Annotated in this window: 21 protein-coding genes; 14 read left to right on the forward strand and 7 right to left on the reverse strand. The window is 31.4% G+C overall.

The window, feature by feature from the left end:
* Window positions 1-71 precede the first annotated feature (71 nt).
* From Q0935_RS13640 to Q0935_RS13695, 12 genes are all read left to right on the forward strand, one after another.
* Window positions 72-476 carry a RidA family protein gene (locus Q0935_RS13640; RefSeq protein ID WP_299387296.1) on the forward strand — a complete coding sequence of 135 codons (405 nt, stop codon included), beginning with the start codon at window positions 72-74 and terminating at the stop codon, window positions 474-476.
* A gap of 51 nt (window positions 477-527) precedes the next feature.
* A complete protein-coding gene (locus Q0935_RS13645; protein WP_299387223.1) occupies window positions 528-1,169 on the forward strand; it encodes a hypothetical protein in 642 nt (213 codons plus the stop codon).
* Between the two features lie 9 nt (window positions 1,170-1,178).
* Window positions 1,179-2,645, forward strand: a complete 1,467-nt coding sequence (locus tag Q0935_RS13650; protein ID WP_299387227.1) for an aldehyde dehydrogenase — start codon at window positions 1,179-1,181, stop codon at window positions 2,643-2,645.
* Between the two features lie 10 nt (window positions 2,646-2,655).
* Window positions 2,656-3,987 carry a short-chain dehydrogenase gene (locus tag Q0935_RS13655; protein ID WP_299387230.1) on the forward strand — a complete coding sequence of 444 codons (1,332 nt, stop codon included), beginning with the start codon at window positions 2,656-2,658 and terminating at the stop codon, window positions 3,985-3,987.
* Window positions 3,988-4,104: 117 nt separating this feature from the next.
* Window positions 4,105-4,887: an SDR family oxidoreductase gene (locus Q0935_RS13660; RefSeq protein WP_299387235.1), complete on the forward strand. Its 783-nt coding sequence runs from the start codon at window positions 4,105-4,107 to the stop codon at window positions 4,885-4,887.
* 145 nt (window positions 4,888-5,032) lie between these two features.
* Complete coding sequence (locus Q0935_RS13665; RefSeq protein ID WP_299387239.1) at window positions 5,033-5,569, forward strand: 3-hydroxyanthranilate 3,4-dioxygenase; 537 nt, start codon at window positions 5,033-5,035, stop codon at window positions 5,567-5,569.
* A gap of 41 nt (window positions 5,570-5,610) precedes the next feature.
* Entirely contained in the window at window positions 5,611-6,693 is a 1,083-nt protein-coding gene (locus Q0935_RS13670) for an amidohydrolase family protein (RefSeq protein ID WP_193787262.1), read from the forward strand.
* A 53-nt stretch (window positions 6,694-6,746) separates the two neighbouring features.
* Window positions 6,747-7,388, forward strand: coding sequence for an O-methyltransferase (locus tag Q0935_RS13675; protein WP_299253937.1), 642 nt, complete (start codon window positions 6,747-6,749; stop codon window positions 7,386-7,388).
* A gap of 96 nt (window positions 7,389-7,484) precedes the next feature.
* Complete coding sequence (locus tag Q0935_RS13680; RefSeq protein ID WP_299253934.1) at window positions 7,485-8,738, forward strand: tRNA modification GTPase; 1,254 nt, start codon at window positions 7,485-7,487, stop codon at window positions 8,736-8,738.
* Window positions 8,739-8,795: 57 nt separating this feature from the next.
* Window positions 8,796-9,575, forward strand: a complete 780-nt coding sequence (locus Q0935_RS13685) for a HipA family kinase (protein WP_299253931.1) — start codon at window positions 8,796-8,798, stop codon at window positions 9,573-9,575.
* Complete coding sequence (locus tag Q0935_RS13690; RefSeq protein ID WP_299253928.1) at window positions 9,565-9,951, forward strand: DUF3037 domain-containing protein; 387 nt, start codon at window positions 9,565-9,567, stop codon at window positions 9,949-9,951. The genes Q0935_RS13685 and Q0935_RS13690 overlap by 11 nt, the downstream gene beginning before the upstream one ends.
* 21 nt (window positions 9,952-9,972) lie before the next feature.
* Window positions 9,973-10,377 (forward strand): hypothetical protein, encoded by a 405-nt coding sequence (locus Q0935_RS13695; protein ID WP_299253925.1) that lies wholly within the window; start codon window positions 9,973-9,975, stop codon window positions 10,375-10,377.
* A 53-nt stretch (window positions 10,378-10,430) separates the two neighbouring features.
* On the opposite strand, the gene Q0935_RS13700 is transcribed toward Q0935_RS13695, so the two are convergent.
* The 4 genes from Q0935_RS13700 to rsmG all read right to left on the reverse strand — a co-directional run bounded on the left by Q0935_RS13700 (window position 10,431) and on the right by rsmG (window position 13,781).
* A complete protein-coding gene (locus Q0935_RS13700; protein ID WP_299387251.1) occupies window positions 10,431-11,942 on the reverse strand; it encodes a S8 family serine peptidase in 1,512 nt (503 codons plus the stop codon).
* Between the two features lie 104 nt (window positions 11,943-12,046).
* The gene (locus Q0935_RS13705; RefSeq protein ID WP_055435653.1) at window positions 12,047-12,334 is read right to left on the reverse strand and encodes a twin-arginine translocase TatA/TatE family subunit; all 288 of its coding nucleotides are present in this window, start codon (window positions 12,332-12,334) and stop codon (window positions 12,047-12,049) included.
* 97 nt (window positions 12,335-12,431) lie between these two features.
* Complete coding sequence (locus Q0935_RS13710; protein ID WP_299253918.1) at window positions 12,432-12,959, reverse strand: inorganic diphosphatase; 528 nt, start codon at window positions 12,957-12,959, stop codon at window positions 12,432-12,434.
* A 192-nt stretch (window positions 12,960-13,151) separates the two neighbouring features.
* Window positions 13,152-13,781: a 16S rRNA (guanine(527)-N(7))-methyltransferase RsmG gene (rsmG, locus tag Q0935_RS13715; protein ID WP_299387255.1), complete on the reverse strand. Its 630-nt coding sequence runs from the start codon at window positions 13,779-13,781 to the stop codon at window positions 13,152-13,154.
* A 148-nt stretch (window positions 13,782-13,929) separates the two neighbouring features.
* Here rsmG and Q0935_RS13720 point away from each other — a divergent pair, with 148 nt between their 5' ends.
* Both Q0935_RS13720 and Q0935_RS13725 read left to right on the forward strand, forming a co-directional pair.
* Entirely contained in the window at window positions 13,930-15,024 is a 1,095-nt protein-coding gene (locus tag Q0935_RS13720) for an acyl-CoA desaturase (protein ID WP_299253912.1), read from the forward strand.
* A 32-nt stretch (window positions 15,025-15,056) separates the two neighbouring features.
* Window positions 15,057-16,244 carry a pyridoxal phosphate-dependent aminotransferase gene (locus Q0935_RS13725; protein ID WP_299387257.1) on the forward strand — a complete coding sequence of 396 codons (1,188 nt, stop codon included), beginning with the start codon at window positions 15,057-15,059 and terminating at the stop codon, window positions 16,242-16,244.
* Between the two features lie 52 nt (window positions 16,245-16,296).
* Here the strand turns inward: Q0935_RS13725 and Q0935_RS13730 are convergent, their stop codons facing one another.
* The 3 genes from Q0935_RS13730 to Q0935_RS13740 all read right to left on the reverse strand — a co-directional run bounded on the left by Q0935_RS13730 (window position 16,297) and on the right by Q0935_RS13740 (window position 18,652).
* Window positions 16,297-16,566, reverse strand: a complete 270-nt coding sequence (locus tag Q0935_RS13730) for a hypothetical protein (RefSeq protein WP_299387261.1) — start codon at window positions 16,564-16,566, stop codon at window positions 16,297-16,299.
* Between the two features lie 221 nt (window positions 16,567-16,787).
* The gene (locus Q0935_RS13735; RefSeq protein WP_299387264.1) at window positions 16,788-17,042 is read right to left on the reverse strand and encodes a hypothetical protein; all 255 of its coding nucleotides are present in this window, start codon (window positions 17,040-17,042) and stop codon (window positions 16,788-16,790) included.
* Between the two features lie 104 nt (window positions 17,043-17,146).
* Entirely contained in the window at window positions 17,147-18,652 is a 1,506-nt protein-coding gene (locus tag Q0935_RS13740; protein ID WP_299387269.1) for a TrkH family potassium uptake protein, read from the reverse strand.
* Between the last annotated feature and the right edge of the window lie 6 nt (window positions 18,653-18,658).

An 18,658-nucleotide genomic window follows, 5' to 3' on the forward strand; every position in this document is an offset into this window, starting at 1 on the left:
AGGAATAACAAAAAGAAAGAAGAAATTAAGCTAACATTAAAAAGATTCCTGCCTTCGCAGGAATGACAAATATGGAAGGAACAAAGGTAACACCAAGAGGAGCATATCCACACGTAAAACAAGTGGGCGATTTTATTTTCGTTTCAGGAACAAGTTCTCGTAGAGCAGATAACACAATTGCTGGAGTTGATATTATCGACGAAATGGGAACAAAAAAACTAAACTCCTACACACAAACACAAGAAGTTTTAAAAAACATAGACACCAATCTTAAAAAAGTTGGAGCCAGTTTAAAAGACGTTGTAGATGTTACTTCATTTTTAGTAAACATGAATGACTTTGCAGATTACAACAAAGCTTACGGTGAATTTTTTGACAAAGAAACCGGGCCAACCAGAACAACTGTTGCAGTACATCAATTACCGCATCCCGATTTAGTGGTGGAGATTAAAGTTATGGCTTATAAGAAGTCTTAACTGTCATTCCTGCGAAGGCAGGAATCTCATTAACGAAACGAAATTTTTAATTTGAAAATAGCTTTTAAATATTTATCTGTAATAATTCTACTGATTTCTATTTCTTGTGAAAAAGAGAAAAAGTTAGTTACTAAAGAAATTGAAACACCAATTATTACTGAAGAGTTTAAATTGAATTTTTTAGATGAGATTTTAAGTAATAAAGGAGATGAATATTTATATCCTTATGATTACAAGAACCCTTACTTAATGTTTCAGACTTTTGAATATACTGGAAATACAGATATTATTTATCATAAACGAATGGGTAAGCCATCAACTTTTCCTGAATTCATTAATTCTTATTTCAAAAGCATTGACACAACTTTTATTATCAGTCAATTGAAAGAAAATAAAAGTTTAGATGTGTATAAACTTTCAGAAAAAGGATACAACATTATTGATTGGTCTAAAATTAATTATTATGATGGAGTAAAAGAAATTAAATTAGTTTCTGAAGATTCAATTCAAAAATTGAGAGATGAAAATGAAAAAGAAGGACAATTGATGTTAGGTAAACCTATATTTAATAAAAAACTAAATAAAGCTTATATTTCTATGGGATATTTTATGTCTCATGGATATCAGTTACTTTATAAAAAAGAAAGTAATAAATGGATTTTAGATAAAACGATTATGGAATATGTCAATTAAAAAACTGTCATGAAAAAAGAAAATGAGATTCCTACCTTCACACGAATTAAAAACTACATAAACGGAGAATTCCACAATCCAACACAAGACAACTGGATAGACAACTATAATCCTAGTAATGGAGAAGTTTACGGACAAATTCCAAACTCGTCAAAAGAGGATGTAGAAAATGCATATATCGCTGCAAAATCTGCTTTTCCTAGTTGGTCACAAACTAGTATCGAAGAACGTAGTAGAATACTAATAAAGATTTCGGAGTTAATAGAAGCCAATTTACAACGCTTCGCGGAAGCAGAAAGTAAAGACAACGGAAAACCAATTAGCTTAGCAAAAGCAGTAGATATACCAAGAGCAGCAAGCAACTTTCGTTTCTTTGGAAATGCAATCACACAGTTCGCTAGCGAAAGTCACGAAAGCGTTGGACAAGCCATAAATTACACTTTACGCCAACCCATTGGCGTTGTAGGTTGTATTTCACCTTGGAACCTTCCACTTTATTTATTTACATGGAAAATCGCTCCAGCAATTGCAGCAGGAAATTGCGTAGTTGCTAAACCAAGCGAAGTCACACCAATGACCGCTTATTTATTAGGTGAGATTTGTAACGAAGCAGGACTCCCAAAAGGTGTTTTGAATATTGTACATGGTTTAGGAGGTTCAACTGGACAAGCCATTATAGAACATGAAGACATAAAAGCAATTAGCTTTACAGGAGGAACAGCAACAGGAGCGCATATTGCAAAAGTAGCAGCTCCAATGTTTAAAAAACTATCGTTAGAATTAGGAGGCAAAAACCCAAACATCATTTTTGCAGATTGCGATTATAATGATATGTTAGACACAACAGTACGCTCATCATTTGCCAATCAAGGACAGATTTGTTTATGTGGCAGTCGCATTTTTGTGGAAGCATCTATTTATGAGAAGTTTAAAAAAGATTTTATTAAAAAAGTGAAGGCTTTAAAAGTTGGTCATCCATCTGAAGCGTCAACTAATATTGGAGCATTAGTATCCAAACCACATATAGAAAAAGTAAAAGAATATATAAATATCGCTAAAGCGGAAAACGGAACAATACTCTGTGGAGGAAATGAAGTGACTGTAAAAGGTTATGAAAACGGTTACTATCTAGAGCCTACAGTTATTGAAGTTCCAAACGATGAATGCAGAGTGAACCAAGAAGAAGTTTTTGGACCTGTAGTTACCATTATGCCTTTTAATACGGAAGACGAAGTCTTAAAAATGGCAAATAAAGTAAAGTATGGTTTGTCTGCAACACTATGGACCAACAACTTAAAACGCACCATGAAAATGAGTAACGAGTTACAAGCTGGAATAGTTTGGGTTAACACTTGGATGATGCGCGATTTGCGTACACCTTTTGGAGGTGTAAAAGCTTCTGGTGTTGGACGCGAAGGAGGTTTTGAAGCTTTACGCTTTTTTACTGAAGCTAAGAATGTTTGTATTAAATATTAGTCTATTAAAAATGAGAAAAGTAATATTTGTATTCATACTAGTTTTATGTAGTTGCTCTAGAGAAGATAAAACAGATAAGGCGCTTTTAGAAAAAGATAAACAGGCACTTATTGAAAGCCTAGATGCAGGAAAAGTAGCAGGTTATAAGTTTGGTAAAATATTAATTAGAGCATCTGCAAAGAAGGACTCTACCTTTTATTCGCAAGAAGAAACTAAAATAGATGCAGAAGAATTTATAAAGTTTAAAACCAACTTAGATAATACATTTAAAAAACTAGAGAAGCTAAGTAAAAATGAAGAGCTCTCAGTTTTAGAGTATATTTCTATATATCGCGATTATAAAAAAATGCAAGATTTTATAATGGAAACAGATGAAGATTTGTTCCCAACACTAACCGAAGCATTAAATAATACATATGGAAATTCATCTCAAAACGAACCTTATTTAACAGGACTTAAAAAGAAAGAAGCAGAGGCTTTTGAGCATGCTATTTTAAGTGCAATTGTTTTATTAAGTAAAGATTTGGGTAAAGAAGTTGCTTTATATGAATGTTCAAAAACACAACCCGAATTTTTAGCAGATTCAGAACTTAAAACACTTATTCAATATTTTAGAGGTTTTGTTTTTTTTGAAAAAGGATTAAACTACCTTTCTGAAGATGAGATTACCAGAAATATAAATTGGCTCGATGAGAATCAAGATGTAGATCTACCTTTAACAAGAGCAATGTTTAAATGGGGAAATTTAGATAACAAACAAACGCATATTGGTTTTCATTCTATAAATCATCTATTCAGAGGTTTTGATAGACTTATGATGGATAGAGAAATAGATGAGCAACGAGCACTTGAAGATTTTGAGGTGTTTTTATCCGATTCAAAAAAATTAGGAGTAGACAATGAAGTTGTTTGGTCTATTGAAACTTATTTATATCTTAAAAATGAAGACAACGAAAAAGCAATAGCATCTTTACAAAAATTAAAAACAAGTGTATTTGTATCTAGTAGTGATAAAGCCAATATTGATGAGTCGATAGGCTATTTAAAAAATAGAGAACCAGACAAAGTATTAAATGGTTTTTACGATAAATATTTTTTAAGTAAAATAGCAACAAAATATATCTTTTCAATATTATCTGCTATTGATTGGGAAAAAGTATTAATTGAAAACGATGTTTCGCATACCAAAGAAATTTTTGAAATGATAGAGACTTTAAAAACACTATCACAAAAAATAGACGATCAATTAAGCGGTAAAGCATTAGAAGAAGCAGGTAAATCGTTAAAAGATAAAAGTAACAGCCTGTTTAATAAAGCAAAAGGACTATTTGATGATGAGTAACTTAGTTTCTTAAATAAAACAAAAATGTAACCTCCAGAATAGACGAGAGATTTACAAATAAAAAAATAATTAAATTAACATTAAACAGATTCCTGTCTACGCAGGAATGACAGAAATATGGATTTACAACTTAACAACAAATACGCATTAGTTTGTGGAAGTACAGCAGGAATAGGAAAAGCAACAGCAATGGCTTTAGCCGAAGAAGGTGTACAAGTAACACTTATTGCTAGAAATGAAGATAAATTAAAAGCAACATTAACCGAGTTACCTCAACATAGAAATCACGATTACATAGTTGCAGATTTCTCTAATCCTTCGGAATTAAAATATAAAGTGTCAAAATATGCATCTAACCATCATGGCTTTCATATTTTGGTAAATAATACTGGCGGACCAAAAGGAGGACCAGTTTTTTCTGCTCACGTAGATGAATTTGAAGCAGCTTTTACACAACATTTAAAATGTAACCATGTATTAGCACAAGCGGTTGTTCCGTTTATGAAAAGCGAAGGATTTGGTAGAATTATAAATGTAATCTCAACGTCAGTTAAACAGCCTTTAGATGGTCTTGGAGTAAGTAATACTATTCGTGGTGCAGTTGCCAATTGGAGCAAAACCTTAGCTAACGAACTTGGGCAATTTGGCATTACTGTAAACAATGTTTTACCAGGAGCTACAGGAACAGATCGTTTGGCTGAAATTATTAAAAACAAATCGGCTAAATCAGGAAATACAGAAGAGGAATCTGCAAACGCCATGAAAAGTGCCGTACCTGCAAAACGTTTTGCTAAACCAGAAGAGTTAGCAGATGCTATTACCTTTTTAGCAAGTGAACGCGCAGCTTATATTAACGGAATTAATCTTCCAGTTGATGGAGGAAGAACGAAAAGTTTGTAATATCAAACTTGATTTGATATCTTATAAATTGAAAAGTAATTATTAACTTTATAGCACTTTGTCATTCCGCACTTGATGCAGAATCCAAAATAAGTAAAGTGTTAACTAGATTCCTGCTTACGCAGCAATAAAAAAAGATTATACGATGAGTAAATTATTTCCACCTATAAATTTTAAAGCTTGGATAGAAGAAAATAGACATCTTTTAAAGCCACCTGTTGGTAACAAAGTGGTGTGGAAAGATGGTGATTTTATTGTTATGGTTGTTGGTGGACCTAATAATAGAAAAGATTATCATTATAATGAAACTCCTGAGTTTTTCCATCAAATTGAAGGTGATATTATTTTAAAAGTAATTGAAGACGGCACTCCAAAAGACATACATATAAAAGAAGGCGAAATATTTCTATTACCTCCAAAAGTACCGCACTCACCACAACGAGGAGCTAATACGGTTGGATTAGTAATTGAATATCCTAGAGACAAAGGAGTACAAGATGCATTATTGTGGTTCTGCGAAAACTGCACAACCAAATTATACGAAGAGGACTTTACTGTAAAAAATATAGAAACTGATATGCCAAAAATATTCGATAAATATTATGGTGATCAAGACAAACGTACTTGTCCTAATTGTAGCGAAATAATGCAACCACCTTCGAAAGTTAAATTAGATAAATAAAAACCAACCTTTAAAGATTCCTGACCTCTCAGGACATAATTATGAAACGTAAACTTAGAATTAACGGTCACTCACATCTATTGCCTTATCCAGAGGAAATCCCTCAGTTTATGCAAGACAAAGAAATTTTTTGGGTAGATAAAGATCGAAAATTCATGCTTCAAAAAGATTGGAACAGACCAATTACAGATTCTAGTTTCTTTTTAGATGAGAAATTAGCTTGGATGGAACGTTTTAAAATTGACCATGCCGTAGTTTTAAACTTATCGCAATTATACGGTAACGGTTTACGTGTGGAAGAAATGAAGCAGGCACTTAAATTTCAAAACGATTTTAATGCCAAAGTGCAGCGCGAAAACCCAAGTAAGTTTACTTGTGGTTTTGTAGTACATCCTGGTTTTGTACGTGGTGCTTGCTGGGAAATAGAACGTTGTGTAGAAGAGTTAGGTATGCAATTACTTTGTTTGCCAACCCACTACATGGATACTATTGGAACTTGGCGTTGTATTTTTGATGAAGAAAACGAGCCTATTTTTGAAATGGCTAACAAGTATAATTTGGCTGTAGAAATACATCCTTACGATGGTGAGAAATTTATAAAATTAGAAAACACGTCTTGGCGTTTTCATTTAATATGGATGTTAGCACAATGTGCAGATGCATACCACTTTTTAACTTTAAACGGTTACCAAGATAAATACCCAAATATGAGAACTTGCTTTGCTCATGGTGGACAATTAGCACAAATAAATTTAGGACGACGTATTCAAGGTTTCGATGGAAGACCAGATTTATTTGAAGGTAAAAGTCACCCAAGAAAAGCGGTTGGACATAAAAATATCTTTTTCGATACTTTAGTACACGATACTGGAGGATTAGATTTATTATTAAAAAACCAAGGTTCTAAACAAGTTTTAATGGGACTTGACGATCCATATCCTTTAGGAGAAATGGAAAGCGAGAAACAAAGTTCTTATCCTGGAAAAATTTTAGATTTAGCAATAGACCGAAAAATTATTACAGAACCAGAACGTGATGCTATTTGGGAAGATAACGTAATCCAATGGTTATGCGGAGACGACCAAGCTGCTAAAGATAAATTGGTAAAACGAATTTTAGGTTAATTAAAAAAATAGGTGTTGTAAGGTTTTAACACCTTTAGATCTAGTAAATATACATGCATTTTATACCAGAAAAATTAGACGACTACGTAGTAGCGCATTCTGAAAACGAACCCGAATTACTACAACAATTAACACGCGATACTTTTAGAAAAATATTGCAACCTCGTATGTCTAGCGGACCTTATCAAGGTCGTGTTTTGAGTATGATTTCTAAATTAATTAATCCGAAACACATTCTAGAAATAGGAACCTTTACAGGTTATTCAACTTTGTGTTTGGCCGAAGGTTTGCAAACTAACGGAACTCTTGATACTATAGATATAAATGAAGAACTCTTCGATTTTCAACGTGAGTTTTTCGATAAGTCTGAATACGGAACACAAATCAATCAGCATTTAGGTAACGCTTTAGAGATAATTCCGGAGCTTAACAAAACCTTTGATTTGGTATTTATAGATGCCGACAAGGATAACTATGTTAACTATTTCAACTTAATTATCGATAAAATGAATCCTGGCGGAATTATATTATCTGATAATGTTTTATGGAGCGGAAAAGTAATCGAAGTGCTTAATCCTAAAGATAAAATGACGAAAGCGGTTTTAGAATATAACACGCTTTTAAAAGAAGACAAAAGAGTAGAAACGGTAGTTTTACCTATTCGTGACGGCTTAACTATTAGTAGGAAGTATTAAACGTTTAATATAATAAAAAAAAATCAAGCTTTTTGCATTAATACTTGTGGGATAAATCTTATTATTATCTTTGTTATAAATACTAAACAAACCAAAATGATAAAAAAAGTCCTATTCGTTTTCATCGCATTAATTAGTTTTAACTGCTATTCTCAAATCACTTATGAAAAAGGTTATTTTATTGATAATACAAACAATAAAATAGACTGTTTGATTAAGGATTTAGACTGGAAAAATAATCCTACAGAATTTAAATATAAAATATTGCAAGATGATGATGCAAAAACCATAACAATTAAATCTGTTGTAGAATTTGGTGTATATAATAAATCAAAATATATAAGAGAAACCATTAACATTGATCGTTCAAGTGATTACACTAGAAAATTATCAATTGATGAAGATCCAATATTTAATCAAGAAGAATTATTTTTAAATGTTTTAATTGAAGGGAAATCGAATTTGCTTGAGTATGTAGAAGGAGATTTAAGAAGATATTTCTATACTAATAATAATTCGGAGATTGAACAATTAGTATATAAAAGATATATTAGTAATTCACCTAACAATGATGTTAATCCTTTAAATTACAATGCAGGAAAAGGAGATGGAATTTCAGAAAACAATGGTTTTAAAAAACAATTGTTTGGACTAAAATGCCCAAGTATTACGTTAAAAAACGTTAAAAACTTACATTATAAAAAAAAGGACTTAGTTAGTTTTTTTACAAAATATAATAGTTGTAATAATAATTCATTTACCTCTTTTTCTGATAAAAAGGACAGAGATTTATTTAACTTAACGCTTCGACCTCGTATAAATAGTTCGTCTTTAACGTTGGATAACTCAGTAACAGTTGATTTTGGTAATGCAACTAGTTACGGGTTTGGGCTTGAAGCAGAATTGATTTTGAATTTTAATAAAAATAAATGGAGCATATTGTTGGAGCCAACTTATCAATACTTTAAAGCAAAAGCAATAACAGAATCAAGTACTTTTTCTGGTGGTGAAATTCATGCAGCTGTAGATTACAAATCTATTGAAATTCCTTTTGGATTAAGACATTATATGTTTATTAATGATAATTCAAAAATTTTCATCAATGCTTCTTATATCTTTGATTTAGAACAAAAATCATCAATCGAATTGAATAGAAAAGACGGTTCTAATCATACTTTATTAAATGTTATCTCAACATCAGATATAGCTGTAGGAATTGGATACAAACAAAATGATAAATATAGTATAGAATTGAGATATTTTAAAGGTAGAACATTATTAAATGATTATGCATTTTGGGATTCGAATTATAAAACAGTTTCATTAATAATTGGCTATTCTATTTTATAAGAACAATAAAAAAGCCTCTTCAATATTGAGGAGGCTTTTTGAATTATAATATACATTATGAGTAAACTAAACATAAGAACCGTTGATGTCACACAATACATTACGCCCTTAAGAGAAGGTGGCTCTTTACCTGCTATTGTTAAAGCTAGCGACGATTTTCTATATGTATTAAAATTTAGAGGTGCTGGTCAAGGTAAAAAAGCTTTGATTGCCGAGTTTATTGGTGGTGAATTAGCACGAGCTATTGGTTTAAAAGTACCTGAGTTGGTGTTTATGAATTTAGACAATTCCTTTAGTAAAACAGAGCCAGACGAAGAAATACAAGACTTACTTAAATTTAGCGTAGGCTTAAATTTAGGTTTACATTATTTAAGTGGCTCAATAACCTTTGATCCATTAGCGTCTCTTGCAGATGCTAAAACAGCGTCTAAAGTTGTATTATTGGATAGTATTATTAGTAATATCGACCGAACGGCTAAAAATCCAAATGTATTAAATTGGAATAAAGAATTATGGGTTATAGATAATGGTGCGAGTTTCTATTTTCACCATAATTGGGAAACATGGAGAAATCATTTAACAAGAACGTTTCCGTTAATTAAAGATCACGTGCTTTTAAGTCGTGCTACAGATTTGGAAAATGCATCTAAAGACATAATAAAGGCTTTGGATAAAAATACGATTGAAGAGATTATAAATACTATTCCTGAAGATTGGTTATTAAACGAATCTGACACCTTAAAACCAAACGAAATAAGAGCTGCTTATATTGAGTATTTAAATGCTAAGTTATCGATGATTGATTCACTAGTTAAAGAGGCTCAAGATGCAAGATAAAGTAACTTTTGAATACGCGATTATAAGATTAGCACCTCGAGTAGAACGCGAGGAGTTTTTTAATATTGGAGTGATTTTGTTTTCTAAAAGAAAGAAGTTTCTTGATGTTAAATACAGCATTGACAGTGCAAAATTAAATGCTTTTTCATGCGAACTCGATTTAGAAGCCTTAAATAGCTATCTAAAATCTTGGGATTTAATTTGCAAAGGAGATAAATCGGCTGGAGTTATTGGTGCGTTTGAATTATCCGATAGGTTTAGATGGTTAGCTGCATCAAGAAGTACTGTTATACAAAGTTCTAAAACACATTCTGGTTTAACAGATAATCCGGAAAAAGAATTGAAAGATATTTTTGAAAAATACGTTTTAAACTAACATGTAAATTATAATTACTAAATGGATTTTACTTTATCTATAGAAGAAAACGAAGATTTTTTTACTAACAGCATGATTACTTTCGAAAAAAGGTATATTCTTCAACATTACTTTAAAAATAGAATACAAATAAACGACGTTGAAAGGTCTATACTAGAAAAATGTCATTCAAATGAAATAGAACCTATTGCTTTAATTGGTTATTTATTGGGAGACAAAACGCCATTAAATGTTTTAAGGTTAAGAATTGGATCTATATTTAAAAGTGATCTTGATTTAGCCAAATGTTGCAAAGAATTAATTACAGAAGAAGATATCGCTAAAGCAGAAGCCATAATTTGTCATTATGAATATGAAGAAAAAGAACTTATAGAGAGACCTGTTGTAGACTATTATTATAATATGTTTAAACCTCGATTTAACTAAAAAACCTCTTCAATATGAAGAGGTTTTTTAGTTTTAAATATTAAATAAAAATTTTATTGTACAGCTTGTAAAGCATCAATATTTCCATAACCAAAACTTGAACTTTTGCTCGGGTATAAATCTGCCGATTGCTTTAATTTCGTTAATACTTGGTCTTTATTCCAAGTTGGATGTTTAGCCCAAACTAAAGCGGCAATACCAGCAGTAGTTGCTGTTGCTACAGACGATCCTCCTGTGTAACTTCTTTGGTTATTATAGAAACCTAAAACTGGTGGATGTTTACTAGTATTATTATAGCCTTCCATAATAATAGTAAAATCTATTTTACTTCCAGTATGGCAAACATCGCATCTTTCGTAGTTACTACCATCTGTTACTCCTGTTACTGCAACTGTTTCACTCATAGTTGCTGGAAAAATAACACCATAACCATTTGTAAAACTTGTAGATGTACCACCTGCAGCAAAAATAAGTTTCCCTTTACTATTTGCATATTTAACAGCATCTTTAATATTACCAATAGACCATAAATATCCAATAGACATTGAAATAATTTTAACGTCACTTCTATTTCCTAAAGCAATTAACGCATTAGAAACACCTTTACGTTCATGATAGTCGTTTAATAACACATCTTCTGTTGCTCTATAAGCAATAAGGTTTGCATTATAAGCTACACCTACCGGCATCCCATTATCATTTCTTGGTGCAGCCATTGTTGATGCCATTGCTGTACCATGCCCACATTTATCGTGTACACCATCGTAGTTACTAGACCACCACCAATTAGAATCTATAAACGTTCCATATTTTTGAACGTACCTTGAATTAGAAGAATAACCATCTTTAAATCCGTTTCCATTTAAAAGTGACTGAGATTGAGAAACTCCTGTATCTATTAGCCCAATACCTATTCCAGCTCCAGTACTATAGTTCCATGCTTGAGGAATATTATGTTTATTAAAATGCCACGATATTTGTGCATTATTCGGATTAGTAGTTGTGTAATGTGAACTATTTATAGATTCTCCACTTTTACTGCAACCAGAACTTGATTTCATAGTATAATCGGTACCAAAATGGTTATAGCCATTTGCTTCTAGGTAACGTACATTCTTTGTAGCTCTTAACTGTCTAATGGTTTCTATGTTTTCAACCTTAACGTCAATAACATTAATAATTTCATGTTCTACAACCGTTTCATTACTACGCTTATAATTTTCATTGGTTTCAACAATTTTTAAAAGATTATCTTTTTTAGTTTCTAATGCAGAAGAGCGCTGTTCGCTGAAGTTTTCATTTTCTGCTCCATAGCCTATTGTTAAAATATTACCGCCATGCATAACTGCACTCCATAGAAAATGATCTGATTCATTTTTCCAATCGAATGCTTCACCTTTATTGAGTTGTGATTCAATTTCGGAATTAATTTCTTGAATGGTTAATGGTTTAGATTGGTCTGTAATTTGTTGCGTTTCCTCTTGAAAATCACTAGTAGTGTCTTTTGCACATGAACTCACAAGGATAAGTGTTACTAGGAGTAACTTAATAGTGTTGGTTTTCATTTAATATATTTTTAATGGTTATAGCCTAAATATATTAAATATTTCACATTTTATTAACTTTTAAAATATGAAATTCATAAAAAACAATCTAAAGGAGATAGAAATTACATTTTTCTACTAATAGAACCTGTAAAATCCTCAAACTCGTCTTTTACTTTTTTAAGTTCTTCTTGCACATCTTTAGTGATGCTTGTGTCTAAGCCTTGTTTCTCGGCTGTTTTAGTGATCTCGGTTTTAATATCGTTACTAGCATCTTTTAGCATACGCATGCCTTTACCTAATCCACGAGCAATTTCGGGAATATTTTTTGCACCAAAAATCATAACTACTGCTAGTATAATTAATATAGCTTCTTGGCCGCCTATAAATAAAAATGTTGCTAATTGTATCACGGTACAAATATAGTAAGTAAAAACTTTTTAAATGTTAAAAGCCTTTCAAAAATTAAATTCTGAAAGGCTTTTATTTTATAATATATAACGGTAAAAATTATATTTTAAAATTTCCGTTAGTTTTGTGTTCACTATTCTCATAACGCTCAACACATTTGTTTAAAATCTCGTAAGCTTCTTTTGCATCTCCCCAAGCACCAATATCAACTTTCTTCTTTTCTAAGTCTTTATACACTTGAAAGAAATGAGTGATTTCTTTTACTCTGTGTGGGTTTAAATCGCCTATGTCATTATAACTATTCCAAATAGGATCTGTAACTGGTACACAAATTATTTTTTCGTCTGGTCCTTTTTCATCTGACATATGGAAAACTCCAATCGGCTTAACTTCTACAACACACATTGGAAATGTAGGTTCAGTTCCCATTACTAAAACATCTAATGGATCTCCATCTAATGCTAAAGTTTCTGGAATAAAACCATAATCTCCTGGATACATCATTGAAGAAAATAACATACGGTCGAAACGAATTTTATTCAATTCGAAATCGTACTCATACTTATTTCTACTTCCTTTTGGTATTTCTATTAAAACGTCAAACGTTAATTTTCCTGCTGGACTCATATTCTATTTTTTTTATTTCCTAAATTATTTAAAGATTATAAAAAGGAAAACGTGTTTCTTTTATTTTCTTTCGAAAAACCATTCGTTTTTCGGGGTGCAAAAGTACAAGATTATTTAGCTTTCTACAAGTAAAATACAGTTAGATAACAATTTAATGAAACTAAAACGTTGTAAAATGCATAATTACTATAATTAACCTTTGTATTTAATAGGTAAGTGTACTACTTTTTTTGTTTCATAGAAATCTTCAGAATAAAAATCTGAAATATTATATATAGTTGCAGTTCTGTAATCTTGAAGCTCCTCGTCTAAATCACCTCCTTTAAGATATAAAATCCCGTTTTTAACATCGTGTTCTTGATGTTTAGATACTCTACCTTTAATCCAATGTACAAAAGTAGGCATTGCTGCTACTGCTCTACTTATAATAAAATCGTAGGTTTCTTTAATTTCTTCAACTCTACAATGTGTCGTTTTAACATTTTCAAGACCTAAACCTTCTACAACTTCATTAACTACTTTTAATTTTTTCGCTATACTATCTACCAAATGGAAATTACATTCTGGATATAATATTGCTAAAGGAATTCCTGGAAATCCTCCACCTGTACCAACATCCATAATACTGGCGTCATCTTTAAAATCAATAACCTTTGCTATAGCTAGAGAATGTAATACATGGCGTAAATACAGCTCGTCAATATCTTTTCTAGAGACTACGTTAATTTTCAAGTTCCAATCTTGATATAAAGCTTCAAGTTTTGTAAACTTTTCTATTTGATCTTGTGTTAAATTTGGGAAGTATTTTAATATGAGTTCCATAAGCTTTTGTTAATGTGCAAAAATAGAAATTAATAGCTCATATTTTTATGAAATTCTCTATTAGTTCACTCGCAATTATTAATTATCTTTGTATCATAAAATATGAGTGGTACATTTTTTGCACCTGTTACTATTCAAAAAAATAATTATGTCAAAACAAACAATAACATTTTCAAGAACTGATCCTGCAAAGTTTTTTAAAACACTAAACAAGCGTGTTAACAATTACTTTAAGGAGAATGAAATTAAAAAAACTGGTAATTGGAGATTATACATTAAAGCCATAGTAATGTTTACATTATTACTTGGACCTCTAGTACTATTACTAACAGTCGATTTATCTGCATGGCTTCAAATATTATCTGTAATGGTTATAGGTATAGGAATGGCCGGAGTAGGAATGAATGTTATGCATGATGCAAATCATGGTTCTTTTTCTAGTAAGAAATGGGTTAACAGATTAATGGGGAGCAGCATACACATATTAGCTGGTAACGATTATAACTGGAAAGTACAACACAATGTATTACACCATACTTATACAAACATTGAAGGTCATGATGAGGACATCGATGCGGGTAGAATAATTCGTTTCTCTAAACATTCTGAATGGTTAAAAATCCACAAGTATCAAAAATATTATGCTTTCTTACTTTATGGCTTATTAACAGTAAACTGGGCGATTACTACAGATTTTAAACAAACTTATATTTACTTAAAACGTAAATTGTCTTATGGAGATTTCCCTAAGCCAGCAACACAGTGGACTAAATTAATTATTGGTAAAATATTATATTACTCAATTTGGGTAGCCTTACCTTTATTTATTGGTTTTGCTTGGTGGCAAGTTTTAATAGGCTTTTTAATCATGCATTATACTGCTGGAATTATACTAAGTGTTGTTTTTCAATTAGCACACGTTATGCCTAATACAGATATGCCTATTCCTGATGAAAATGGAAATATGAAAAACACATGGGCAATACACCAATTGTTTACTACTTCTAATTTCTCTCCTAAAAACTGGTTAGTAGAATTTTACACAGGCGGTTTGAACAGGCAAGTAGAACACCATTTATTTGCACATATTAGCCATGTACATTACAAAAACATAGCAAAGATAGTAAAAGAAACTGCTCACGAATTTAGCTTACCATATAATGAATACAACACGATGTGGAAAGCAATAGGTGAGCATTACCAACAATTAAAAGTGTTAGGTCAAAAACCTAATATGGCATAACACAAATTTGTATTTTAAATAACACTTCATACATGAATCAACTTTCAGAAAGAATAACAAACATGTCTACGTCTGCCACTTTAGCAATGGCAGCAAAAGCAAGAGAACTTAGAGCAGAAGGTAAAGATATAATAGGTTTAAGTTTGGGAGAACCAGATTTTAATACTCCAGACTTTATTAAGGAAGCTGCAATACAAGCTGTAAATGACAACTACAATTCTTACTCACCGGTTGATGGTTATGTAGATTTAAAAGAAGCTGTAATTACAAAATTTAAGCGCGATAACAACTTAACATATACTTTACCTCAAATTGTAGTTTCAACTGGAGCTAAACAATCTTTATACAACATTGCACAAGTAATGTTAAATAAAGGAGACGAGGTTATTTTACCTTGTCCATACTGGGTAAGCTATAGCGATATTGTTAAAGTTGCAGAAGGCGTTCCTGTAGAAGTAAAAACATCTATAGAAAACGATTTTAAAATGACTGCCTCACAACTTGAAGCAGCTATTACACCAAAAACAAAAATGCTTTGGTTTAGCTCTCCTTGTAACCCAAGTGGATCTTTATATAGCAAAGAAGAATTAGAAGCTTTGGCTTCTGTTTTGATAAAGCATCCTAATATTTATGTGGTTTCAGATGAAATTTACGAACACATAAACTACACAGGAAAGCCACACGCAAGTATGGCTGGTATTGATGGAATGTTTAACAACACAATAACCGTAAACGGTGTTTCTAAAGCTTTTGCTATGACAGGTTGGAGAGTTGGATTTATTGGTGCTCCAGATTGGATTGCTCGTGCTTGTAACAAAATGCAAGGACAAGTAACTAGCGGAACAAACTGTATCGCACAACGTGCTGTTATAACTGCTTTAAATGCAAACCCAAGTGTTGTTGATTATATGATTGACGAATTTAAAGTACGTCGTGATATGGTTTTAAATTTACTTGAAGGTATCGAAGGTTTTAAAACCAACACACCAGAAGGTGCATTTTACGTATTCCCAGATGTTACTTATTTCTTTGGAAAAACTTTACGTGGAAAAACAATAAACAATGCTACAGATTTCTCTCTATACTTATTAGAAGAAGCACTTGTTGCTACAGTAACAGGAGATGCATTTGGCAATCCAGATTGCATTAGAATTAGTTATGCTGCTTCACAAGATCAAATTAAGGAAGCTATAAAAAGAATTAAAGCGGCTTTAGTTTAAGTCACATTATTTATAAATTATTAAAGCCTCTGAAATTATTCAGAGGCTTTTTTTATAACATAATATATACAAAAACTGTAATTAGCATTAGCATAAACAAGCTTATTAGCACTAATCGTTTTTGCTTTCTTAATTTATTTTCGTGTGTAAATTTCTCCTGAATGCGTTTTAATTCATCAGGTGTAGCTTTGGGTAAATTATATTCTATTTTTTCTTTACTACTATGCACAAAGCTAAACCTGCTCTCTTTTCGTTTACCTACTAATTTCCTATTAGCATTTAAAGATTGATTTGCTGCTGCCATAGATCCTCCTCCTCCCATAAGTTCTAAGTATTATTCCGAAAATTTCGGCATTAAACAATAAGTTAAATGAATAGATATATTAACGTAGAACTTGCAAATTCTAAATATCTATTGACTTTAGCAGAAATAAAATACATCTACTAAAAGGAAAGCTGCTTTAACTATAAGTAACACTTTTTATAAAATAGTTACAGTTTTAAATAAAAATATTAAATACTCAGCTGAAAAAAAAAAGAGACTTATATAAAACCAATAATAGTTGCTACAAAGAAAATCAAGACTTTTAAACTCGTGCCTACAGAACAGCACGTTTGAAATTGATTACTCTTAACACGTTGCTTTATACTATATAAAGAAGATGATTTGAAGTTTTTAAAATTAGCTTTTACAATGTTTTTATAATCTGAATTTAATAAACCTAAATAAGAATTAACTTTAGATGTTTGAACATTTGAGTTTGAAACTAAATTTGAAGTAATTGAGATTGATTCCATGATGATTGATGTTTTGTGGTTATATTATTACGACGAAGCATAATCAAAAATGTTACAGACAACCACTAAATTATCAAAATAGAAAAACTAAAAAAGAAACGCAACTACCTATTTCTCCAGAAGAAAGGCGTTAATAAAATTAATACCGTAAACAACTCTAATCTACCAATAAGCATTAAAAAAGAAGACCACCATTTACCTACAGCAGGTAAAGCATCATAATTATTAACTGGTCCAAAATCTCCCAATGCAGGACCAACATTACCTAAACTTGAAGCCGCTAAACCAATAGAAGATTCAAAGTCGATTTCCATCATCGAGAAACCTAATGTTCCAGCAATAAACGCCAGAAGGTAAAGGATAAAAAATCCAAGAATATTAAATACAATATCTCCAGAAACCGACCTTTTATTATAACGTACTGGTAGTATAGCATTAGGATGCAAAGCACGCTTAAACTCATAAAAACCATTTTTAATGGTAATTAAATGTCTTACCACTTTTATTCCTCCAGATGTACTTCCAGCCGAACCACCAAGAAACATCATCCCGAAGAAAAATATTGTTAAAAAAGGTGTCCAAAGCGTATAATCTGCAGATATAAAACCTGTAGTTGTAATTATCGTTAATACTTGAAATAAACTATGTCTAAAGGCACTCTCTGCTGCTCCCCAAACTTGTGGATGTTCTATTGTAGAAATGCTCATATCTGCATTAAAATAGATAATTACAGCCGCTACAAGAGTAAAAATAGCAATAAACTTAAAATAGAGTTTAAATTCTTCGTCTTTATAAACTTTAGATATCTTTCCTTTAAAAGCAAAGTAGCTTAATACAAAGTTTGTACCTGCTAAAAACATGAATACAATAATTATGTATTGTATTAAAGGTTTATCATTCCAATATGCAACACTAGCATTTTTTGTAGAAAAACCACCTGTAGACAATGTAGTCATTGAGTGATTAATGGCATCGAAAAAAGACATTCCTGCTACTTTAAGTAATATTGTTTCGGCCGCAGTATACCCAAAGTATATTAACCATAAACGTTTAGCAGTATCTGTAATTCTTGGATGTAACTTATCTGCACTTGGTCCAGGTGCTTCAGCGGCAAAAAGCTGCATACCACCAATTCCTAATAGTGGTAAAATAGCTACAGCGAGTACAATAATACCCATTCCACCAATCCAATGCGTTAAACTTCTCCAAAACAATATACCTTCCGGAACAACTTCAATATCATTTAAAATAGTAGCGCCTGTGGTTGTATAACCAGACATTGTTTCGAAAAAGGCATCTGTGAAATTTGGTATCGCTTCTGTAAAAACATATGGTAAGGATCCAGATAAAGTCATTACTATCCAACCAAAAGCTACAACAATATAACCTTCACGTTTGTTCATTACTTTTTTATGATTCCTTGTATAAAACATAGCAGAAACACCAATAAGAACAGTAATTATCCCAGATAAAAACAACTTTAAAGTAACACCATCATTATAAATCAGACTCACTAAAGTCGATAAAAGCATGAAACCTCCATTAAAAAGGAACAGCAATCCGAAGAAATGAAAAATAATTTTATAGTTAAGCTTTATCCTTTTGTACATAATAAA

It is taken from the genome of uncultured Lacinutrix sp., assembly GCF_947500605.1.
Taxonomy (GTDB): Bacteria; Bacteroidota; Bacteroidia; order Flavobacteriales; family Flavobacteriaceae; genus Lacinutrix.

Coding starts and splice junctions, on each gene's coding strand:
- Q0935_RS13660 (WP_299387235.1), top strand. CDS start 4,105: ATGGATTTACAACTTAACAACAAATACGCATTAGTTTGTGGAAGTACA.
- rsmG (WP_299387255.1), bottom strand. CDS start 13,781: ATGGAACTCATATTAAAATACTTCCCAAATTTAACACAAGATCAAATA.
- Q0935_RS13720 (WP_299253912.1), top strand. CDS start 13,930: ATGTCAAAACAAACAATAACATTTTCAAGAACTGATCCTGCAAAGTTT.
- Q0935_RS13710 (WP_299253918.1), bottom strand. CDS start 12,959: ATGAGTCCAGCAGGAAAATTAACGTTTGACGTTTTAATAGAAATACCA.
- Q0935_RS13735 (WP_299387264.1), bottom strand. CDS start 17,042: ATGGAATCAATCTCAATTACTTCAAATTTAGTTTCAAACTCAAATGTT.
- Q0935_RS13695 (WP_299253925.1), top strand. CDS start 9,973: ATGGATTTTACTTTATCTATAGAAGAAAACGAAGATTTTTTTACTAAC.
- Q0935_RS13725 (WP_299387257.1), top strand. CDS start 15,057: ATGAATCAACTTTCAGAAAGAATAACAAACATGTCTACGTCTGCCACT.
- Q0935_RS13675 (WP_299253937.1), top strand. CDS start 6,747: ATGCATTTTATACCAGAAAAATTAGACGACTACGTAGTAGCGCATTCT.
- Q0935_RS13685 (WP_299253931.1), top strand. CDS start 8,796: ATGAGTAAACTAAACATAAGAACCGTTGATGTCACACAATACATTACG.
- Q0935_RS13740 (WP_299387269.1), bottom strand. CDS start 18,652: ATGTACAAAAGGATAAAGCTTAACTATAAAATTATTTTTCATTTCTTC.
- Q0935_RS13730 (WP_299387261.1), bottom strand. CDS start 16,566: ATGGGAGGAGGAGGATCTATGGCAGCAGCAAATCAATCTTTAAATGCT.
- Q0935_RS13650 (WP_299387227.1), top strand. CDS start 1,179: ATGAAAAAAGAAAATGAGATTCCTACCTTCACACGAATTAAAAACTAC.
- Q0935_RS13665 (WP_299387239.1), top strand. CDS start 5,033: ATGAGTAAATTATTTCCACCTATAAATTTTAAAGCTTGGATAGAAGAA.
- Q0935_RS13670 (WP_193787262.1), top strand. CDS start 5,611: ATGAAACGTAAACTTAGAATTAACGGTCACTCACATCTATTGCCTTAT.
- Q0935_RS13690 (WP_299253928.1), top strand. CDS start 9,565: ATGCAAGATAAAGTAACTTTTGAATACGCGATTATAAGATTAGCACCT.
- Q0935_RS13700 (WP_299387251.1), bottom strand. CDS start 11,942: ATGAAAACCAACACTATTAAGTTACTCCTAGTAACACTTATCCTTGTG.
- Q0935_RS13680 (WP_299253934.1), top strand. CDS start 7,485: ATGATAAAAAAAGTCCTATTCGTTTTCATCGCATTAATTAGTTTTAAC.
- Q0935_RS13655 (WP_299387230.1), top strand. CDS start 2,656: ATGAGAAAAGTAATATTTGTATTCATACTAGTTTTATGTAGTTGCTCT.
- Q0935_RS13640 (WP_299387296.1), top strand. CDS start 72: ATGGAAGGAACAAAGGTAACACCAAGAGGAGCATATCCACACGTAAAA.